General features: G+C 63.5%; 18 protein-coding genes. 5 read left to right on the top strand and 13 right to left on the bottom strand.

Translation table 11 applies throughout. The features are described from left to right. Positions 1 to 8 precede the first annotated feature (8 nt). On the top strand, positions 9 to 770 hold the full coding sequence (gene cobM, locus AB4Z53_RS29855; RefSeq protein WP_223725663.1) for a precorrin-4 C(11)-methyltransferase: 762 nt from the start codon (positions 9 to 11) through the stop codon (positions 768 to 770). A 55-nt stretch (positions 771 to 825) separates the two neighbouring features. Here cobM and mnhG read toward each other — a convergent pair whose 3' ends face one another. From mnhG to AB4Z53_RS29800, 11 genes are all read right to left on the bottom strand, one after another. Then, positions 826 to 1,197, bottom strand: coding sequence for a monovalent cation/H(+) antiporter subunit G (gene mnhG, locus AB4Z53_RS29850; protein ID WP_113535978.1), 372 nt, complete (start codon positions 1,195 to 1,197; stop codon positions 826 to 828). Next, positions 1,194 to 1,475 (bottom strand): K+/H+ antiporter subunit F, encoded by a 282-nt coding sequence (locus AB4Z53_RS29845; RefSeq protein WP_057254530.1) that lies wholly within the window; start codon positions 1,473 to 1,475, stop codon positions 1,194 to 1,196. Before AB4Z53_RS29845 ends, mnhG begins: the two co-directional genes overlap by 4 nt. Next, on the bottom strand, positions 1,472 to 1,957 hold the full coding sequence (locus AB4Z53_RS29840) for a Na+/H+ antiporter subunit E (RefSeq protein WP_441599056.1): 486 nt from the start codon (positions 1,955 to 1,957) through the stop codon (positions 1,472 to 1,474). The genes AB4Z53_RS29845 and AB4Z53_RS29840 overlap by 4 nt, the downstream gene beginning before the upstream one ends. 2 nt (positions 1,958 to 1,959) lie before the next feature. Continuing rightward, positions 1,960 to 3,576 carry a monovalent cation/H+ antiporter subunit D gene (locus tag AB4Z53_RS29835; RefSeq protein WP_441599055.1) on the bottom strand — a complete coding sequence of 539 codons (1,617 nt, stop codon included), beginning with the start codon at positions 3,574 to 3,576 and terminating at the stop codon, positions 1,960 to 1,962. After that, complete coding sequence (locus AB4Z53_RS29830) at positions 3,569 to 3,916, bottom strand: Na+/H+ antiporter subunit C (RefSeq protein WP_441599054.1); 348 nt, start codon at positions 3,914 to 3,916, stop codon at positions 3,569 to 3,571. Before AB4Z53_RS29830 ends, AB4Z53_RS29835 begins: the two co-directional genes overlap by 8 nt. Beyond that, positions 3,916 to 6,816 (bottom strand): monovalent cation/H+ antiporter subunit A, encoded by a 2,901-nt coding sequence (locus AB4Z53_RS29825; RefSeq protein WP_441599053.1) that lies wholly within the window; start codon positions 6,814 to 6,816, stop codon positions 3,916 to 3,918. The genes AB4Z53_RS29830 and AB4Z53_RS29825 overlap by 1 nt, the downstream gene beginning before the upstream one ends. A 329-nt stretch (positions 6,817 to 7,145) precedes the next feature. Next, a complete protein-coding gene (locus AB4Z53_RS29820; protein WP_441599083.1) occupies positions 7,146 to 9,785 on the bottom strand; it encodes a bifunctional diguanylate cyclase/phosphodiesterase in 2,640 nt (879 codons plus the stop codon). Positions 9,786 to 9,919: 134 nt separating this feature from the next. Further along, positions 9,920 to 10,105 carry a DUF3008 family protein gene (locus tag AB4Z53_RS29815; protein ID WP_223725657.1) on the bottom strand — a complete coding sequence of 62 codons (186 nt, stop codon included), beginning with the start codon at positions 10,103 to 10,105 and terminating at the stop codon, positions 9,920 to 9,922. Between the two features lie 85 nt (positions 10,106 to 10,190). Further along, the gene (locus AB4Z53_RS29810) at positions 10,191 to 11,810 is read right to left on the bottom strand and encodes a cisplatin damage response ATP-dependent DNA ligase (protein ID WP_441599052.1); all 1,620 of its coding nucleotides are present in this window, start codon (positions 11,808 to 11,810) and stop codon (positions 10,191 to 10,193) included. Between the two features lie 4 nt (positions 11,811 to 11,814). After that, complete coding sequence (locus AB4Z53_RS29805; RefSeq protein WP_441599051.1) at positions 11,815 to 12,825, bottom strand: ligase-associated DNA damage response exonuclease; 1,011 nt, start codon at positions 12,823 to 12,825, stop codon at positions 11,815 to 11,817. A gap of 88 nt (positions 12,826 to 12,913) precedes the next feature. Next, a complete protein-coding gene (locus AB4Z53_RS29800; RefSeq protein ID WP_441599050.1) occupies positions 12,914 to 13,867 on the bottom strand; it encodes a nucleoside hydrolase in 954 nt (317 codons plus the stop codon). Between the two features lie 232 nt (positions 13,868 to 14,099). Here AB4Z53_RS29800 and AB4Z53_RS29795 point away from each other — a divergent pair, with 232 nt between their 5' ends. Then, positions 14,100 to 14,396, top strand: coding sequence for a hypothetical protein (locus AB4Z53_RS29795; protein ID WP_441599049.1), 297 nt, complete (start codon positions 14,100 to 14,102; stop codon positions 14,394 to 14,396). 195 nt (positions 14,397 to 14,591) lie between these two features. Next, positions 14,592 to 15,251, top strand: coding sequence for a hypothetical protein (locus AB4Z53_RS29790; RefSeq protein ID WP_113535988.1), 660 nt, complete (start codon positions 14,592 to 14,594; stop codon positions 15,249 to 15,251). Positions 15,252 to 15,350: 99 nt separating this feature from the next. On the opposite strand, the gene lysS is transcribed toward AB4Z53_RS29790, so the two are convergent. Continuing rightward, positions 15,351 to 16,847, bottom strand: coding sequence for a lysine--tRNA ligase (gene lysS, locus AB4Z53_RS29785; protein WP_441599048.1), 1,497 nt, complete (start codon positions 16,845 to 16,847; stop codon positions 15,351 to 15,353). Between the two features lie 10 nt (positions 16,848 to 16,857). Next, a complete protein-coding gene (gltX, locus tag AB4Z53_RS29780; protein WP_441599047.1) occupies positions 16,858 to 18,315 on the bottom strand; it encodes a glutamate--tRNA ligase in 1,458 nt (485 codons plus the stop codon). A gap of 256 nt (positions 18,316 to 18,571) precedes the next feature. Between gltX and AB4Z53_RS29775 the strand changes: the two genes are divergently transcribed. Beyond that, positions 18,572 to 18,919 (top strand): ArsR/SmtB family transcription factor, encoded by a 348-nt coding sequence (locus AB4Z53_RS29775; RefSeq protein WP_113535991.1) that lies wholly within the window; start codon positions 18,572 to 18,574, stop codon positions 18,917 to 18,919. Between the two features lie 226 nt (positions 18,920 to 19,145). Further along, complete coding sequence (locus AB4Z53_RS29770) at positions 19,146 to 19,526, top strand: VOC family protein (RefSeq protein ID WP_441599046.1); 381 nt, start codon at positions 19,146 to 19,148, stop codon at positions 19,524 to 19,526. Positions 19,527 to 19,591: the final 65 nt, after the last annotated feature.

The raw sequence follows: 19,591 nt of genomic DNA, 5'->3' as shown, positions 1-19,591 counted from the left end.
AATCTTCTATGACGGTACATTTCATCGGAGCAGGCCCGGGCGCGGCGGATCTGATTACGGTGCGCGGGCGCGACCTGATCGGGCGCTGCCCGGTCTGCCTCTATGCCGGATCGATCGTTTCGCCTGAGCTCCTGCAGTACTGCCCGCCGGGCGCCCGGATCGTCGACACGGCACCGATGTCGCTCGACGAGATCGAGGCGGAATATCTGAGGGCGGAGGCTGACGGACTGGATGTGGCGCGGCTGCATTCCGGCGACCTCTCGGTCTGGAGCGCTGTGGCCGAGCAGATCCGTCGGCTGGAGAAGCACGGCATCGCCTATACGATGACGCCGGGCGTTCCGTCCTTTGCGGCGGCCGCCGCGGCGCTTGGGCGTGAGCTCACCATTCCAGCGGTTGCCCAGAGCCTGGTGCTGACCCGTGTTTCGGGCCGCGCCTCGCCGATGCCGAACAGCGAAACGCTTTCGGCCTTCGGCGCCACGGGATCGACGCTGGCGATCCATCTCGCCATACACGCGCTCCAGCAGGTGGTCGAGGAACTGACGCCGCTCTACGGCGCCGACTGCCCGGTCGCCATCGTCGTCAAGGCTTCCTGGCCGGACGAGCGGGTGGTGCGCGGCACGCTTGCCGATATCGGCGCCAAGGTGGCCGAAGAGCCGATCGAGCGCACGGCGCTGATCTTCGTCGGCCCCGGGCTCGAAGCTTCCGACTTCCGTGAAAGCTCGCTTTATGATCCCGCCTATCAGCGGCGCTTCAGAGGGCGCGGCGAATAGGCCGCGCTCCCATGGGATGCAGCCCTGAGTTTCCTGGCTGGAAGTGGTCTGAAACCTATTCCGCCGGTTCTTCGCGGGACGGCCGCTGTTTCAGCGGGACGCCCCGCTTTTCTTCGACACGGTCGCGGTAGAGCGCTGCCTGCCCGAGCAGCATCAACGTCACAGGTGTGGTGACGACGACGAAGACGATGATCAGGATCTCGTGGAACACCCAACGGCTTTGCAGCACTGCGAAGCAGACGATCGAGGCGGTGCAGATCATCAGCACGCCGCCGCTGGTCGCCAGTGTCGGCGCATGCAGGCGTTCGTAGAAGCTGGTGAACCTGAGCAGGCCAACCGAGCCGATCAGCGCCACTGCGGCGCCGAGAACGGTAAGCCCGCAGACGAGAACGGCCGCCCAGACAGGGAGGTCGGTGAGATGGTTCATTCGATGATCTCCCCACGCATGAGGAACTTGCCGAAGGCGATCGACGAGACGAAGCCGATCAGCGCGACGATCAGTGCCGATTCGAAATAGATCGAGTTCGCGGTGCGGATGCCGAAGGTGAGCAGCATCAGCATGGCGTTGATGTAGAGCGTGTCGAGGCCGAGGATGCGATCCTGGGCGCGCGGCCCTCGCACCATGCGGTAAAAGGCGAAGGCCATCGCCAGGCCGAGCATGATCTGGGCAATCAGGATCGACCAGATGATCGTAAGTTCCATCATCCGAATATCTCCTTCAATGCGGCTTCGTAGCGCTTGACCGTATCGAGCCAGACGTCCTCGTTCTCCATGTCGAGCACGTGGAAGAGCAGAGACTTGCGTCCTCGATCGTATTCGAGCCAGGCCGTCCCGGGCGTTGCCGTCATGACGCAGGCGAGCAGCGCCAGGGCATTTTCGTCTTCGAGATCGATGTCGACCGTCAGGAAGCCGGAGCTCGGTGGACGGTGCCGGCCACGCAGGATGACTCCAATGACGGCAAGATTGGATCGGATGACGTCGAGTGCCACGGCAAAGCCGAAGCGCAGTATCAACAGGATCCGGCGCGGGTGCGAGCGGACCGGGCTGAGCTTCAGCGTCACCCAGCTGAGGCCGGTCGCCAGGATCGTGCCCATGACCAGGGTGCCAGGGGCGACCGATTGATTGAGCAGCACCCAGATGATGAGCAGGGCAATCGACAGCAAGGGATAGGGGAGCCAGATGCGCATCGTTAGTGCCCTCCCGCCCGGGGTGCGGTGAGCACACGTTCCGTATAGCCGGCGGGATCGAAGAGCGAATCCGCCGTTGCCTGCATGTAACGCATCGTCGGGCCGGCCTGCACGCTCAGGAAGATGCAGGTGGCGAGCAGCACGACGACGGGGGTGATCTCGATGACGACCACCCGCGGCACGGTGTTTTCGATCGACGCCCAGAACGTGCGGATGCCGACGCGGTTCATGGCGATCATCGCTGCGAGACCGGAGACGATCAGCAGCGTGACATAGGTCCAGTCGGCCGCGGAAATCGCCGGGGCGGCTTCCGTTCCCGACAGGCCGAAGAGACCGCTGAGGATCGCGAACTTGGCGACGAAGCCCGAGAGCGGCGGCAGGCCGGCAAGCAGCAGCGCGCAAAGGCAGAAGCAGAGGCCGAGGATCGCCATGGTGCCTGGGATTGCGGCGCCGACCTCTTCTTCCTCCTCGTCCTCGTCGGCGTCGCCATAGGCCTCCATCGTCACCGCAAGAACGTCGGCGCCGGCGTCACGGCCGCGCTCGACCAGTTCGATCAGGAGGAAGAAGGCGGCGATCGTCAGTGTCGAGCTGACGAGGTAGAAGAGCGCCCCGGCAATCATGCTCGGATGGCCGAGGCCGATGGCTGCGAGCAAGGTGCCGGAGGAAACGAGTACCGAATAGGCCGCAAGGCGACCCATTGCCTGTGAAGCGAGCACGCCGATCGCGCCAAAGGCGATTGTCAGCAGTCCGCCTGCAATAAGGATCGGCTGGCCGAAGCCTGCGGAGGCCCCGGCGCTTGTGCCGAAGACCAGCAGCGAAAGCCTGAGGATGACGTAGATGCCGACCTTGGTCAGGATCGCAAATACGGCGGCGACGGGAGGCGTTGCGGCCGAATAGGCCGTCGGCAGCCAGAAGCTCAAGGGCCACATGCCGGCTTTGACCAGGAAGGCGACACCGAGCACGCCGGCGCCGACCTCGACCATCTGGCGATCGTCCGGCGAGAGCGTCGCCAGCTTCATCGAGAGATCGGCCATGTTGAGCGTACCGGTCGCACCGTAGATCAGGCTGACGCCGATGAGGAAGAGCGACGAGGCGGCGAGGTTGATCGCGACGTAGTGCAGACCTGCCTTGACGCGTAGCGGCCCGGAACCATGCAGGAGCAGGCCGTAGGACGCCGCCAGCATCATCTCGAAGAAGACGAAGAGGTTGAACAGGTCACCGGTGAGGAATGAACCGTTGAGACCGGCGATCAGCAGCTGGAACAGCGAATGGAAGTGATGACCCGACGTGTGCCAGCGGGCGATGGAATAGGCCTGGGCGGCAAGCGCCAGTCCGCTCGTGAGGCAGAGCATCAGCGCCGACAGACGATCGAGCACCAGAACGATGCCGAAGGGTGCCGGCCAGTTGCCGAGCTGGTAGACGCCGTTGCCGGCCGGCGCCCCTTCCATCGAGGCAATGCGCATCAGCACCATCGAAAGCACGAAAAGCGCGAGCGTCGAGACGAAGCCCATCACGCCCTTCATCATGCGGTTGCGCTCGTCGATCGGGATCATCGCGGCGCCGACCATCAGCGGCAGCAGGATCGGCAGGATCAGCAGGTGGTGCATCCAGTTAGTCATGGCGCTGCTCCCTGCCGTCGACATGGTCGGTGCCGGTAAAGCCGCGCGAGGCGAGCAGCACGACGAGGAAGAGCGCGGTCATGGCGAAGCCGATGACGATCGCAGTCAGCACGAGCGCCTGTGGCACCGGATCGGTGAAGCGGCTGAGATCGCCCACGCCACCGGGCTCTAGCACCGGCGGCGCGTTCACGCGAACGCGCCCCATGCCGAAGATGAAGAGGTTGACCGCATAGGAGAGCAGAGAAAGGCCGATGATCACCTGATAGGTGCGCGGGCGCAGCAGCAGGTAGACGCCGGAAGCCGTCAGCACGCCGATAGCAACAGAGAGAATGATCTCCATCAGCGTGCCTCCTTTCGCATGGCGCGTGCATGAGCACGCGGCGCGCGGATCGACTGGTGGGCCAGCGCGATGAGGATCAGCACCGTTGCGCCGAGCACCAGCGAGAAGACGCCGAGATCGAAGAATAACGCGCTCGCCAGCGGAAACTTCCCGACGATCGGCAGTGTGACGTATTGCGCATGCGAGGTCAGGAACGGATAGCCGAAGAGCCATGAACCGATGCCGGTGGTCGCGGCGACCAGCAGCCCGATGCTCATCCAGCGCAGCGGGTGGATGCGCAGCCGTTCTTCGACCCAGCGGGTGCCGCCGGACATGTACTGCAGGATGAAGCCGATGGACATGGCGATACCGGCCGCAAAGCCGCCACCCGGCAGGTCATGGCCGCGCAGGAACAGGTAGGCCGCCAGCATGCCGATGACCGGGAACATCCAGCGCATGATGACCGACGGTACGAACAGGTACTCGGCAACGCTGTCGCCCTTGCTGCGATCCGGATGATCGTCGTCGAAGGCGTTCTGGACGCGCTGCTGTTCCGGCGCCTCCAGGCTGTCGGCCTGCGGGCGGAAGCGCAGGAGCAGGGCGAAGACCGTGAGCGCGACGATCGCCAGAACGGCGATTTCGCCGAGCGTGTCGAAGCCGCGGAAATCGACGAGGATGACGTTGACGACGTTGGTGCCGCCGCCTTCCTTGTAGGCGCGCTCGAGGAAGTAGCTGGCGATCGTGTCCGGTAGCGGACGGGTCATCATCGTATAGGCGATGAGCGCCACGCCGCCGCCGGCGGTGACCGCCAGCAGGAAGTCGCGCAGGCGGCGGAAGCGGACCCTGAGCGAAAGCAGTTCGGATTCCTGCGTGTCTTCGATGCGCTTCGGCAGCCAGCGAAGGCCGAGCAGGATGAGGACGGTCGTGACGATCTCGACCAGCAACTGGGTCACGGCAAGGTCGGGCGCCGAAAGCCAGACGAAGGTCAGGCAGGTGGTGAGACCGGCGCCGCCGAGCAGCACGAGTGCAGCCAGACGGTGGAATTTTGCGAGGATCGCCGCACCGATCGCGCAGGCGATGCCGACGGCCCAGAGCAGGGCGAAGGCTGGATCGATGCTGCGAACGAGAAGCGGCGGCAGCTCGTATTGGGAAAGAAGCAGCGGCAGGGCGCCGGCCGCAACGGCGATGAAGACCAGGAAACGCATCTGCGGCTGGAGGCGCCGGGTGCCGAGGCGCTGCTCGAGCGAACGCGCCCATTTCCAGGAGAGCGTCACCAGCACGCGCTCGAAGATGCGCTGGCCGTGCAGGAGGCGGAAGATCGGCGGTCCTTCGACGCTGGTCGCGAGGTAGTTGCGCATCAGGAAGTAGAGGCCGACGCCTCCCGCAAGCGCGACGAAGCTCATGATCAGCGGCAGGTTCCAGCCATGCCAGACGGCAAGGCTGTAGGAGGGGGTGCTGGCGCCGAGGATGGCGACGACCGCCGTATGCAGGAACGGAGCGATGGTAATCGCCGGGATGACGCCGACGACGAGGCAGGCGAGCACCAGGAACTCGATCGGCACGCGCATCCAGCGCGGGGGCTCGTGCGGCACCTTCGGCAGGTCCTCCGGCGTCTTGCCGAAGAAGACGCTGTGGATGAAGCGCAGCGAATAGGTAACCGCAAACATGCCGGCGAGCGTAGCGACATAGGGCGTGATCGAATCGAGGATGTTGGCCTGATGCGTCTCGATCGCTTCGGCGAAGAACATTTCCTTCGAGATGAAGCCGTTGAGCAGCGGCACGCCGGCCATGGCCGCGCTCGCGACCATGGCGAGCACCGCCGTTCCAGGCATGTACCGTATCAGCCCTCCGAGCTTGCGCATGTCGCGCGTTCCGGTCTCGTGGTCGATGATGCCGGCCGCCATGAACAGCGATGCCTTGAAGGTGGCATGGTTGACGATGTGGAAGACCGCGGCGACGGCGGCAAGCGGGCTGCCGAGGCTGAGCAGGACAGTGATCAGGCCGAGATGGCTGATGGTGGAATAGGCGAGCAGGCCTTTGAGGTCCTGCTGGAAGATGGCGAAATAGGCGCCGAGCAGCAGGGTGGAAAGCCCGGCGAGGCCGACGATCCAGAACCACGCCTCGGTGCCGGCCATGACCGGCCAGAGGCGCGCCAACAGGAAGACGCCGGCCTTCACCATGGTGGCCGAATGCAGGTAGGCGGAGACCGGGGTTGGCGCTGCCATGGCCTGCGGCAGCCAGAAGTGGAACGGGAACTGCGCACTCTTCGTCAGCGCGCCGAGCAGCACCAGGATCAGCACCGGCATATAGAGCGACGAGTTGCGGATCATGTCGCCGKAGGCGAGCACGACATCGAGGTCGTAGCTGCCCACGATGCGGCCCATCAGCAGGAGCCCGACGAGCATGCAGAGACCACCGGTACCGGTAACCGTCAGCGCCATGCGCGCGCCATCGCGCGCATGGGCATTGTGATGCCAGTAGCCGATCAAGAGGAAGGAGACGATGCTCGTCAGCTCCCAGAAGACCGCAAGCAGGATGAGATTGCCTGAAAGTACGACGCCGAGCATCGAGCCCATGAAGGCGAGAAACAGCGCCAGGAAGCGCGGCACCGGATCCTCTGCTGCCATGTAATAGCGCGCATAGAGCACGACGAGCACGCCGATCGCCGTCACCAGCACCGTGAATAGCCAGGCGAAGCCATCCATCCGGAGGGTGAAATTGAGGCCGAGTTCAGGGAGCCAGGCGATATCGTAGCGCAGTACGCCGCCTGAGGTGACGAAGGGATAGAGGCCGGCTGCGACGAGGAAACACAGGAGCGCGATCGCTCCGGCGAACCAGGCTGTCGCACCGCGCTGATCGGGCGGAAAGAAGATTGCAAGGAGGCTTCCCGCAAATGGGGCGAGAATGAAGACAGAAAGCAATTTTCCCGCGTATTCGATCGTACCGTTCCCTTCGTTCGGGTTTCATGGAGAGCGGGCACCGGAGCGCCGTGCTTTCAAACGAATGCACAAGGGACGCACCAGGATTTTGATTCTAGAGCATCTTTTCCGCTTTCAGTGGTTCCACTTGAAGCGGGACACTCTAGAGGCCCGAAAGGGCGGTCGCATCAGCGACTGCCGCAGGTGATGCCGCCGATCTCACGAAGTGGAGGCGGGCAATTGTTTTTATGGCGATTCGCGGCAAGGCTGCCAAGCCTTGCGGGTGCGAAAAATGCACGCAACGTGATTTTTGCTGCGGGCTGGCGCGCTTCTCAGGCTGCGAGCCAGCGGCGCTCGAAGGCGAAGGTCGCGAGGTCGTTGGCGTTCATCGGCCGCGCGAAGGCATAACCCTGCAACCCGTGGCAGCCGAGTTCCTTCAGGATATGGGCGTGTTCCAGCGTCTCGACGCCTTCGGCGATGACTTCGATGCCGAGCGATGTGCCGATATCGATGATCGATTCGACGAGGCGTTTTTCGGCGGGCGACTCGAGGATTGGCAGAACGAGCTGGCGGTCGATCTTCAGCCGCCGCGGGGTCAGCTTCAGAAGGCTCAGGATCGAGGCATAGCCGGTGCCGAAGTCGTCGATCTCGATGTCGATGCCGAGCTCCTTGATCCGGCGGATATTGGAAAGCACGGTCACGTCGCTCTCGTCGAAGGAGATCGACTCCAGGAGTTCGAACGACAGGCGGCCCGCCGGTATCTTCAACTGTTCGAGGCGGTCGATCAGGTTCTCATCGTGGAGCCGGGCGTAGGAGAGGTTGACCGAGACCTTGGGAATGTGGATGCCATTGGCCTCCCAGCGGTAGATCTGGAACAGTGCCTGCTCAAGGATCGCCTGGTCGATCGAAGCGACGACGTTGATGTCTTCGGCCGTCTTCAGGAACGTATGGGGACCGAGCAGTCCCTTGGACGGATGGTCCCAGCGCGCCAGCGCCTCGACACCGATGATATCAAGTGAGCGCGGGCAGAACTGCGGCTGGAAATGGGCGATGAACTCGTTGTGCTCCAGCCCGCGAAGAATCTCGTCGGCCGTCTGCTTGGTCTTGAAAACGGCTGTCTTCAGCTCGCCGGTGAAAGTTTCGTGCCGGTTGCGGCCGCGACGCTTGGCCTCGTAGAGCGCAATATCGGCATTGACGAGCACGTGTGTCAGGTCGTCCGCCGCCTTGGCCTGGGCAGCTATGCCGATGCTGACACCGATGCGGCACTCCTGGTCCTTGTAGCGGACGGGAACGCTCATCGCCTCGATGATGCGAGATGCAAGGGCGGCGTCCGGCTCCTGTCCGCCATCCTGGCGCACGATGACGAATTCGTCGCCGCCGATGCGGGCGACGAAGTCCCTGCCATCCGCATTGGCGCGGAGCAGCTCTGCGGCGTGGCGCAGGATCTCGTCGCCGGCGGCGTGGCCGAGCGTATCGTTGATCTGCTTGAACCGGTCGAGATCCATGTGGAAGATGCTGAGCCGGGCCTCCGGCGCGAAATGCCTGTGGCGCTCGGCGAGCACCTGGTCGAGGAAACGGCGGTTCGGCAGGCCGGTCAGCGGATCATGCAGGGCATTGAATTCCATGCGATGGCGCGCCGCCTCGAGCTCCACGCTGTGCGCCTCGGCCATGCGCTTGGCTTCGAACAGGGTCTCGCGGGTCTCGAAGTCGGCGGTGACGTCCCAGTTGACACCGACGACCTTCCGCATGCCATCGGCGCCGATATAGGCGGAGCCGATGGCACGTATGTGGCGCAGACTGCCGTCTGCGAGACAGATGCGGAAGTCCGAGTTGTAGGCGTCGCCCGTTTCCAGCGCTTCTCTGAACTCGGCCTCGGCGCGCTGGACATCTTCGGAATAGAGCGCACTTCTCCAGTCCTCGTAGGTCTCGCGTGCGGAGCCCAAGCGACCATAGAGTTCCCGCATCCGGTCGTCCCAGAGCAGCTTGCCGCTCGCGATGTCCAGCTCCCAAATGCCGATCTGCGAGGAGTCGAGTGCGATCTTCAGGCGGTGGGAAAGTTCCTGCAGCTGTGCCTTGCTGTGCCTCAGTGCGCGGATGTTCATCTGCCGCTCGCTCATCAGGCGACCGGTCAAAATCATCGGCAGGAGGATCATCAGGCCACCGAGTACGATCAGCCCGCGGATGAGCCACGCGTTGCCGGCCGTCGTCGGCCAGCCACCCTTGGGAACGGCTGCGATGTGCCAGGAGCCGCCCGGCAGCAGCACGGTCATCTCGACCGGCGAACGTTTGAAGATCGCGGGGTCGCCGAAGAAGACCTGTCCTGCCGCGCCAGTGCCGTCGCGCCCGGCTATGGCGATATCGATGCCGGGCTGTTCGGAAAGGAGACCGCTGTCACGATAGAGGCGGTCGATGTCGATGATGGCGGAGACGATGCCCCAGAAGCGATTGCTGCCGCCGCCGCCGTCGATCGATACCGGGAAACGGCCGATCAGCCCGCGACCGCCCTGGACGAGGTCCACCGGGCCGGCAAGAACCATCTGGCCGGTGTCCTTGACGCGCATGACGGCCGCGCGCTGCAATTCGTTCTTGCGGTAATCGAGCCCGACTGCCTTCTCATTTCCTTTGACGGGGTAGACGAGAGAAACGATGAGGTTCGGTGCGCCGGCGATGCTGCGCAATTGAGAGCGCTCGTTGAAAATGCCGCGCGAGAGGGCGGCGAAGCGCTTCTGATCCATGCCCGGCTCGGTGACGAGCGTGCCGATCAGGCCGCGCACGAGCTGGACATTGCCGTTGACGTTGGCTTCGAGCTTGGAACGGATCGGGTTGAGCTCTTCGGCGACCCGCGCACGCAGGYGCGCCTCGGCCACCACCTGGTTCTGATTGTCCGCAAGGATGCCGGCGACCAGGACGACGAAAGCCGCAATGACCGCCGGAAGGTAGCTTGGCGTTAAAATCCTGGAGAGCCTCTTCATTCCGAGGTTGAAAGCATGTCTGGCAGGCACAGATCACCCCGGCGGCACGCGAATGGCTTCGTATCGACGGGATAATCCCAAAAGGGTCTTAATAATTCTTGTTTTAGGCGGCTCTTTTATTCGAGGTTCTGCACTCAGTCGCCCTTGTGCTCGGGCAGCTTCTTGCGCTTGGTCTCGGCGAGTTCCTTGAGTTCGCCTTCGGTCATGGATTTCTCCATCCCGCGGGATGCGCCCTTTAGGCTGGACTTCTTGATCTCGCCGCGTTTTGCGGCAAGAGCCGCACCGGCCGCCTGTTGCTGAGCCTTCGACTTGGCTGGCATGGAACACCACCTTTCGGTTGATAGCCTGCTCCCAACGCGCAGCCATCGCCGGTGTTCCCAATATTTCCACCCGAAGGTCGCGATGCTACGTGCCTTCGCGCGCCTCGATCATGGCCTGCAGCGTCTCCAGTCGGTCGGCGTCCCGCGGCAGCTTGTCCTGTCTGAGGCGGGCAATGCGCGGGAAGCGCATGGCGACGCCCGATTTGTGCCGGGTCGAGCGGTTGATACCCTCGAAGGCGACCTCGACGACGAAACCGAAATCGGGCTCGGCCCGCACGGCCCGGACCGGTCCGAAGCGCTCGGTCGTGTTGTCCCGGACGAAGCGGTCGAGGATTTCCAGTTCGGCGTCGGTAAAGCCGAAATAGGCTTTGCCGACCGGAACGAGCGTTTCCTTCCCGTCGATCACGGTCCAGACGCCGAAGGTGAAATCGGAATAGTAGCTGGAGCGCTTGCCGTGGCCGCGCTGCGCGTACATCAGCACCGCGTCGATGTTGAAGGGCGCACGCTTCCACTTGAACCAAGGGCCTTTGACGCGGCCCGGCGTATAGGGTGAATCGAGCCGCTTCAGCATGATGCCTTCGATGACCGGATCGGGCGGGTCGGCGCGCAGCCGATCAAGTTCCTCCCAGGACGAGAACGGCACCAGCGGCGACAGGTCGAAATGCTGCGGTGAGGCGTGTTCGACGAGATCGGCGAGCATTGCTCTTCTTGCGACGAAGCCCTGAGGACGGACGTCTTCTTCGCCTGAAAAGAGAATGTCATAGGCGCGAATGAAGGCGGGGTAGGCGTCGATGAGCTTGTGGCTGACGGTCTTGCGGTTCAGGCGCTGTTGCAGGTCCGCAAAGGTTCGGGTTGCGCGGTTGGTGCGTGCGGTGCCGCCGACGAGCAGTTCGCCGTCGATGACGCCGGTGAAGTCGGCTGCTTCCAGCACGTCGGGAAAGGTGCCGGAGATCTCGTCGCCGCTGCGGGAATAGAGGCGCCGGACGCCGCCGATATTGGCAAGCTGCACGCGGATGCCATCCCACTTCCATTCGGCCGCGAAATCCCTGGGGTCGAGTGCGTCGAGATCGCCGTCACCGACGGGGTTGGCGAGCATGACCGAATGAAAGACCGCCGGGGTCGAGAGTTCGGGTTTCTCCGCTTCTCCCGAAAGCCAGCGGAAGAGCGGCAGATAGGGTGGCGACAGGCCGTGCCAGAGCGTCTCGATCTCGGCCACCTCCTTGCCGCCCATGTCGGCAAGCGCCTGCTTGGCAAGCTTCGCCGAAACGCCGATGCGCAGACCTCCGGTCACCAGTTTGAGGAAGGCGAAACGCGCCGACGTGTCCAAGTGGTCCAGCATGTCGCGCACCACGCTGCGCACGTCGGCGCGTCCGGTCATCTGCAGGCGCTCGATGGCGGCACCCAGCGGGATGTCCGATTGAACGGTACCGACGGGTGGCTCCCAGACGAGCGATACCGTCTCGGCGAGGTCGCCGACATAGTCGTAGGAATACTGGAAGAGCACGGCGTCCATGCGTTCGAGCAGCAGGTCGCGGATCATCGCCGGCTTGACCGTGTTCAGCGACAGCGTGCCGGCGATGGCCGCTAGCGCGTAGCCGCGGCTCGGATCCGGCGTCGTGCGGAAGTAATCGGCGAGCAGCCGGATCTTGGCGTTGCGTTGCGGGCTCAGAACGAGACGATCAAGCAGTTCGGCGAAGGCGCGCATCCCGTCACTCTCCCTCGTCGTCGTAGCCGACGAGATGCAGCGGACGCGCGGCGATGCCCTGAAGCTCGCACCAGCGCACCAGCGCTTCTTCGCGCCCGTGGGTGACCCAGACTTCGCCCGGCGCGATCTCTTTGATCGTCGCCGTCAGCTCGGCCCAATCGCAGTGATCGGAAATGACGAGCGGCAGTTCCACACCGCGCTGCTTCGCCCTTTGCCGGATCAGCATCCAGCCGGAGGCGAAGACGGCGATCGGATCGGCGAAGCGGCGCGACCAGCGGTCGGCGAAGGCGGCGGGCGGACCGATCACGATCGTGTCCCTGAAATCCTGCTTCTCGTCGACGGCAAGCGTTGCCGGGCGCAGTTCGCCGAGGTCTATGCCCTGGCTCTCGTAGTAGTCGCAGAGCCGTTGCAGGGCGCCATGGATGAAGATCGGCTGGTGGTAGCCCTCTTCGCGCAGGAGCGCGATGACCCGCTGCGCCTTGCCGAGCGCATAGGCGCCGACGACGTGGGTCCGCTCGGGAAACTGGGCAAGCGAAGTGAGCAGCTTGCGGGTCTCGGCCCGATCGTCCGGGTGGTGGAAGACCGGCAGGCCGAAGGTGGCTTCGGTGATGAAGACATCGCAGGCGACGGGTTCGAAGCCGGCGCAGGTCGGATCCCACCGCCGCTTGTAGTCGCCGGAGACGACGATACGGGTGCCGTTGGCATGGACCGAGATCTGCGCCGAGCCGAGCACGTGGCCCGCAGGATGAAAGCCCACCTCGACGCCATTCAGCGTCAGCCTTTCCCCGAGTTCGACCGCCTGGCTCGTGCCGCAGAAATCATCGCCGTAGCGAATGCGCATGATGTCGAGGGTTTCGCGGGTGGCGAGCACCTGGCCGTGGCCGGCGCGGGCATGGTCGGAATGGCCATGGGTAATGAGCGCCCTTTCGACCGGCTGCACCGGGTCGATGTAGAAATCGCCAATCTGGCAATAGAGACCTTTGGGGGCGGGATAGAGCAGGGCGTCCGGTTTCATGGACACAAAGATAGCCGGCGAACGCGCGTCCGCCAGCCGTCTTGTTCAAGTTTTTCAAGGCGCAGCATTTGCTGCGCCTCGATCGGGATCAGCCGTTCAGGACCAGCGTGTCGCTGATGAGCTTCAGCGTGCGCGCGGCATCGATGTCGACGCAGGCCTTCTGGCTCGGCAGATCGTCCCATGGGCTCGGCGGGAAGAGCCTGTTGTCGGGGCTTTGGATCGTCTGGCCGTCGGCGATGCCGCCGCAGACGACGCGGATCGATCCGCTCCTGACGGTGAAGAGGTCGGGTGCAACGACATAGGCGCAGGCGCAGCTGTCATGCACGACCATGCCGTCGGGCACGTGCTGCTCGTAGAAGGTCACGTAGAACTTCGAGATATCGGCGAGCAGCTTGCCGGCTTCGCCGCCGCGCTCGGCGATGTCGGCGATCATCGCCTTGGTCATCACGGTCTTGGTGGTGACGTCGAGGCCGACGACGGTGACCGGCCATGGGCCCGCCATCACCACGTCGGCGGCTTCCGGGTCACCGTGGATGTTGGCTTCCGCCGCCGGCGTGATGTTGCCGTTGACGTCGAAAGCGCCACCCATGATGACGACTTCGCGCACCAGTGCGGCAAAATCCGGATCCTCGCGCAGCGCCAGCGCCAGGTTGGTCATGCGGCCAACAGCGATGAGCGTCACTTCGCCGGGATGGGCGCGGACCGTATCGATGATGAAGCGGTGTGCGGGGCGCGGGTCGACCGGCAAGTCGATCGTCTCGGGCACGTCGATGTTGCCGAGGCCGTCATCGCCGTGAATGAAGGTCGGCCAGCCGACATGCGGGCGGTCGGGATTGAGGGTCTTGTCGAGCCCCTTGGCGACGGGCGCATCGATACCCCACTGCTGCTTCAGGAACAGCGCATTGCGGGTGGTGGTTTCGACCGAGGCATTGCCGAAGACGGTGGTGATGCCGATCAGGTCGATAGCCGGGTGACGATGCAGGAAAAGCAGCGCCATCGCATCGTCGATGCCCGGGTCCGTATCAAATATGACTTTGTGCATTTTCGTTCTTCTTTTCTTGTTCTTGTGTTTGACGGCCCGCAATGGAGGCAAGATGGCTGCGAAAGTCAATCTCCCTCCCGGGCGCCCGGGCGGAGACCGAGCGGGTTCGCAGCAGGTTTCCGTGGGAACATCGTGGCGCCGGCGGACATGGCAAGCTCCCTCACATGGATGGGAACGGCTCATCCAGTGTCAACCGGGAGGTAATGTCATGCATAGGCTGGTATTCGTTTCCATGATCGTCATCACCGCGGCGACCTCGTTTGCCGCGCCCTCCCTTGCGCAAAGCGCCGGCGGCAAGGGCCGCGGTGGCGGCAGTGGGCACGGCTCTTCTGATAGCAGCGACTGGTATCCCGGCATCGGCGCCTTCACGCATGGCAATGACAACTACAACCGCCGCCGTCCGAAGGTGATCCTCACGAAATCCGGAGCCTATTGCGTTGAAAACCGGCGGTGGGTGGATGCGTCCGGTATCGCGCACGTCTCGCCCTACCGCGAGTGCCGCAACCGGGTGGACATTGCGATCGATTGATCTGGCCAACCGGCAGCAGTGGCGTGCAGGCGGTAAATGTGTGCACGCCACACTGCCATTTTCGGCGGCCGTACCGGCCGTTTCCGACCGTCTTCTCCGCAGCAGCTTAAACTTTCCGAAAGGTGGCGGGCCTAATGTCAAGGCGCCCCCTTCGGGCTTTTCTGCAATTTCTGGATATGACGGCGGAGTCCCCTCGTGAAGGCTATTCTCGGCAAGTTTCGGCCATCGAAGAGACTGCTCGTCATCCTCGCCGCCGCCTTCGGTGTTTCGGCCGCATCCGGCGGAGCCGCTGTCTATGTCAGCCGGGACGCACTGATGGCGGGGCTTTCCAAGCCGAACACATCCGGTCTCGAATGCACGATGCTGCGCACCCTCAAGCTCAGCCATAACGGCCAGCGCTGGATCCGCATGCACGTCAAGACCGATCGCGCCGATGGCGAGACACGCATGCGCACAGCGCTCCGCGTCGTCGGAGCGCTGGCAAAGTCCGAGAGGGCCGATCTCTATCAGGTCGTCGTGCTCGACGCGGCCGGACCTGAAGATCGGGCGCAGGTCCGCGGTGCTGCAATCGGGGCGGAAGTGCTCTTCGCGCCCGGTCCGCAGAGCGTGCCTGGAATGAGCGAAACATTCCGTGCTTCTTACAATGCCGGCGCGGCCAATTCCGCCGGTGTCTTCCATGGCAAGACGGTCGATCTGTCGTTGGACGATATCCGCACGATGATGGCGGCGATGGACGACCACTCGTCGTGCATCGATCCATCAGCGGATCCGGCCGAGGCCAAGACGGCCGAAGCCGGTGGCGCCGAGCACGAGGCCAAGCCGGAAGAGACCGCCGAGGCGCCGGCGGGTCACTGAGATCGCGCTGCGTCCGGAACTTCGGACATCTTTAGAAAATCAAAAAGGCCCGTCGCGGGTGCGACGGGCCTTCGTATTCGTGGGCGTATGTGACCTTGATCAGTCAGCTTTCTGCCGGCGTGCCGGGAACAGGATGACGTCGCGGATCGACGGCGCGTTGGTGAGCAGCATGATCAGGCGATCGACGCCGATGCCGAGGCCACCGGCCGGCGGCATGCCCTGGTCGATGGCATCAAGGAACTCGTCGTCGAGCTGCTTGGCCTTTTCGCCGCGGGCGTGGGCCTGCTCCAGCTGCTCGACCATGCGGGCGCGCTGTTCTTCCGGATCGTTGAGTTCGGAGAAGGCGTTGCCGAGTTCCCAGGCGTTGCAATAGGTCTCGAAACGTTCGACGAGGCGCGGCTCGCCCGGCACTTCCTTGGCAAACGGCGAGATGTCCTTCGGGAAATGCGTGACGTGCGCCGGCTGGATCAGCGTGCCTTCGACCTTCTCTTCGAAGATGAAGGCAAGGCATTCACCCCAGGTCCAGTCCTTCTCGACCTCGAAGCCGGCAGCCTTGGCGGCAGCGCGGGCCTCTTCGTCGGTCTTCATCGCCAGGAAGTCGATGCCGGTCGCTTCCTTGACGGCGTCAGGCATCGGCACGCGGCGGAACGGACCCTTGAAGGAGATTTCCTTGTCGCCATAGGCGAACTCGGTCGAGCCGTGGATCGCCATGGCCAGCTCACCGAACAGCCGCTCGACGAGGTCCATGATGTCCTCGTAGTCGGCATAGGCCCAGTAGCACTCCATCATGGTGAATTCCGGATTGTGCCGGGTGGAGACGCCTTCGTTGCGGAAGTTGCGGTTGATCTCGAACACCTTGTCGGTGAGGCCCGAGACCAGCGTGCGCTTCAGGTACAGTTCCGGCGCGATGCGCAGGAACATGTCGAGCTTCAGCGTGTTGTGATGCGTCTTGAACGGCTCGGCGGTGGCGCCGCCATAGACCGAATGCAGCATCGGCGTCTCGACTTCCATGAAGCCGTCGTTTTCCATGAAGCGACGGATGCCGGAAACGATCTTGCTGCGTTGCTGGAAGCGCAGCTTCGATTCCTCGTTGGTCATGATGTCGAGGTGACGCTTGCGATAACGCAGCTCGATGTCGGACAGGCCGTGCCACTTCTCGGGCATCGGCAGCAGCGACTTCGTCAGCATGATGATCGATTGCGCGTTGATCGTCAGCTCGCCGCGCTTGGTGCGGCGAACGACGCCGGTGACGCCGATGATGTCGCCGATGTCGATCATCGGCAGCAGCCCGCGGGCTTCCTCGCTCGACACGTCCTTGTGGCTGAAGATCTGGATCTTGCCGGAGGCGTCATGGATGTCCATGAACATGCCGGAGTTGCGCGAGGAATAGACGCGGCCGGCGACGGTCACGACGTCCTGCGTCTCGGTGTCCGGTTCCAGGCCCTCGTACTTGGCGATGAGTTCGGCATTGGTCATCGTCCGGTGGAAATGCGCCGGATAGACGTCGCCGATCTGCTCGCGCAGCAGCTTCAGCTTCTGTGCGCGCACTTCCGTTGCGTCGGAGGAGAGGCCAGTGGTCTCGGTCTTGTCGTTCATCGTGCTCTCCTTACTTTCCGCTGCCGACCATGGAGGCGACCACCTGAGACGCGACCTTCAGGCGCTGGCGTACCACGGCGCGGCCCAGGATTTCCATGCTGTCGAACAGCGGCAGCGAGCGCTGCGATCCGGAAACCGCGACGAACAGCGGCGCCACGATGACCTTCAGCTTCTTGCCCATGCGCTCGGCGACCGCACGCAGTTCCGCTTCGATCGACTCCTTGTTCCATTCGAGGATCTTTTCGAGATCCGGCTGAACGGTGTTGAGGACCTCGAGCAGTTCCTCGGGCGTCGACTTGACGCCGGCGAAGGCTGCCGGCTGTAGGCCGAGGTCGGACTTGAACAGGAAGCTCGCGAGATCCGGCAGTTCGCCGAACTTCGAAATGCGCGACTGGCTGAGCTTCAGGCCCTGGTTCAGACGATCGTTTTCCATGGCCCAGGCAAGAACGCGGGCGGCGAACTCTTCTTCCGAAAGCTTCTCGCGGATCCAGCGGGCGTTCAGCCAGTCGAGCTTCTGGATGTCGAAGATCGCGCCGGCCTTGGACAGGTTCTCCGGATCGAACTTGGCTGCCAGTTCGTCGATCGTCAGAAGTTCCTCGCCTTCTGCGATCTGAATGAAGAACAGGCCGAGGAAGTTCATCAGGGCTTCCGGCAGGTAGCCGAGCGCCGTGTAGTAGGAGATCGAGGTCGGGTTCTTGCGCTTCGACAGCTTCGACTTGTCGGCATTGCGCATCAGCGACAGGTGCATGAACTTCGGCGGCTCGAGGCCGAGATACTGATAGATCAGGATGTGCTTCGGCACGGAAGCCAGCCACTCCTCGCCGCGGGCGACGTGGGTGATCTTCATCAGGTGGTCGTCGACGACGTTTGCCATGTGGTATGTCGGCATGCCGTCGGCCTTCAAGAGAACCTGCATGTCGACGGCATCCCACGGAATTTCGACGTCGCCGTAGACGCCGTCGTTAAACTTGCACGAGCCCTCGGTCGGGATCTTCATGCGCACGACGTGCGACTCGCCGGCTGCAACGCGCGACGTCACTTCCTCGGCCGAAAGGTTGAGGCACAGGCCGTCATACTTCGAAGGCTTGCCGGCGGCGCGCTGGCTCTCGCGCATCTGCTCGAGCCGTTCGGGCGTGCAGAAGCAGCGGAAGCCGTGACCGTTCTCGACGATCTTCTCGACGTAGGGGCGGTACACGTCCTTGCGGTCGCTCTGCCGGTACGGGCCATAGGGACCGCCGATATCAGGACCTTCCGACCATTCGAGCCCGCACCATTTCAGCGCGTCCAGCACCTTCTGTTCGAACTCCGGCGTCGAGCGGGTCGCATCGGTATCTTCGATGCGCAGGATGAACTCGCCACCGTGCTTCTTTGCGAAGAGGTAGTTGAACAGAGCGATGTAGGCGGTGCCGACATGCGGCTCGCCGGTGGGGGAGGGTGCGATGCGTACCCGGACTGCTGAATTTGCCATGGTCTTTGCCCGTCTGACGTGCTTCTCGCCCCTTGCCGGAGAAGAAATCCGGCCGTCGGGCGCGCATTTTATGGGAAGGAAAGGCCCGCAAGGGTGCCGCAACAACGGTATCGGCAGGCTATTCCAATAGGCTCGCGTGAGACCATAGAACGCCTGTCATGTCAACGGAAACCGGATCACGCCGGTTTTTGTTGACACCGTCTGCCCTGAGCGGTAATGAACCAGAAGGTTATTTAACTGAAAGGTTTTTTAGAAAATGCCGGAAGATCGCTTGTCGACAACGCTCTCCGCCCTGGCCGACCCAACGCGAAGGGCGATCCTCGCCCGCCTCGCTCTCGGAGAGGCCTCGGTCGGYGAACTGGCAGAACCCTTCGAAATGAGCCTGCCGGCAGTCTCCAAGCATCTCAAGGTTCTCGAACGCGCCGGGCTGATCAGCCGCGGCCGCGAAGCGCAGTGGCGCCCGTGCCGGCTCGAGGCTGCCCCGCTGAAGGACGTCAACAGCTGGCTCGACGGCTACCGTCGCTTCTGGGAGCAGAAGTTTGATCGTCTCGACGCCTATCTGCAGGAGCTCCAGCACATCGACCCGGGCGCCGGGAAGAACTGATCCCGCCCCATCTTCCGTCGGCAACCAATCTCCTATATGCAGGTCCGGTCGAAAAAGGCAGGACCGGATAAGGTAAGCCCGGTCCCTTCGCAGCGCTTAACGGCTCGCGAAGCTCTGCTCGAACGTCCCGTTCGAACCCGCGACGTGGTTCCGATGCAATCGCATCGGTCCGCGGCGGGTGCATCGACGCAGTCCGCCGCGTTTCTCGAGCACGGAGACTGTGAACATGCGACTGAACCATATCGACCTCTATAGCCCCGTCGTTGTCGAAACGGCTTCCTTCCTCATCAATCACTTCGACCTGACACTGGTCGAAAAGCGCGGCAAGGACGCCTTCTACCGATTGTCGGACGGCTCCGGCCTGGTCCTCGTCATCAGCCCGCCGATCACGGCGCTCGGCGGCGGCGATCAGGTGAACCTCGGCGCCCAGACCTACCACATCGGCTTCCTTTTGCCGGCGCGGTCCGAGGTGGACGACGCCTACCGGCGGGTGCTTGCATCCGGTGGTCAGGTGACCGTGCCAGGGGAGCGGCACGGCGCCTACGTCTTCTACGTGGTCATTCCAGGCAACATCCTGGTCGAGGTCGGCCACCGCGCCGACATCTGAGCAGGATCGGAAGCCGACGGAACGTTTCCCGAGGAGGTGCGTTGTCCAACCAGAAGGCGTGGGGC

Source organism: Ensifer sp. 2TAB8, assembly GCF_052115125.1.
GTDB lineage: Bacteria > Pseudomonadota > Alphaproteobacteria > Rhizobiales > Rhizobiaceae > Ensifer.
The sequence above is the reverse complement of the archived record's forward strand: the minus strand, read 5'-3'. Positions and strand labels throughout refer to the sequence as shown.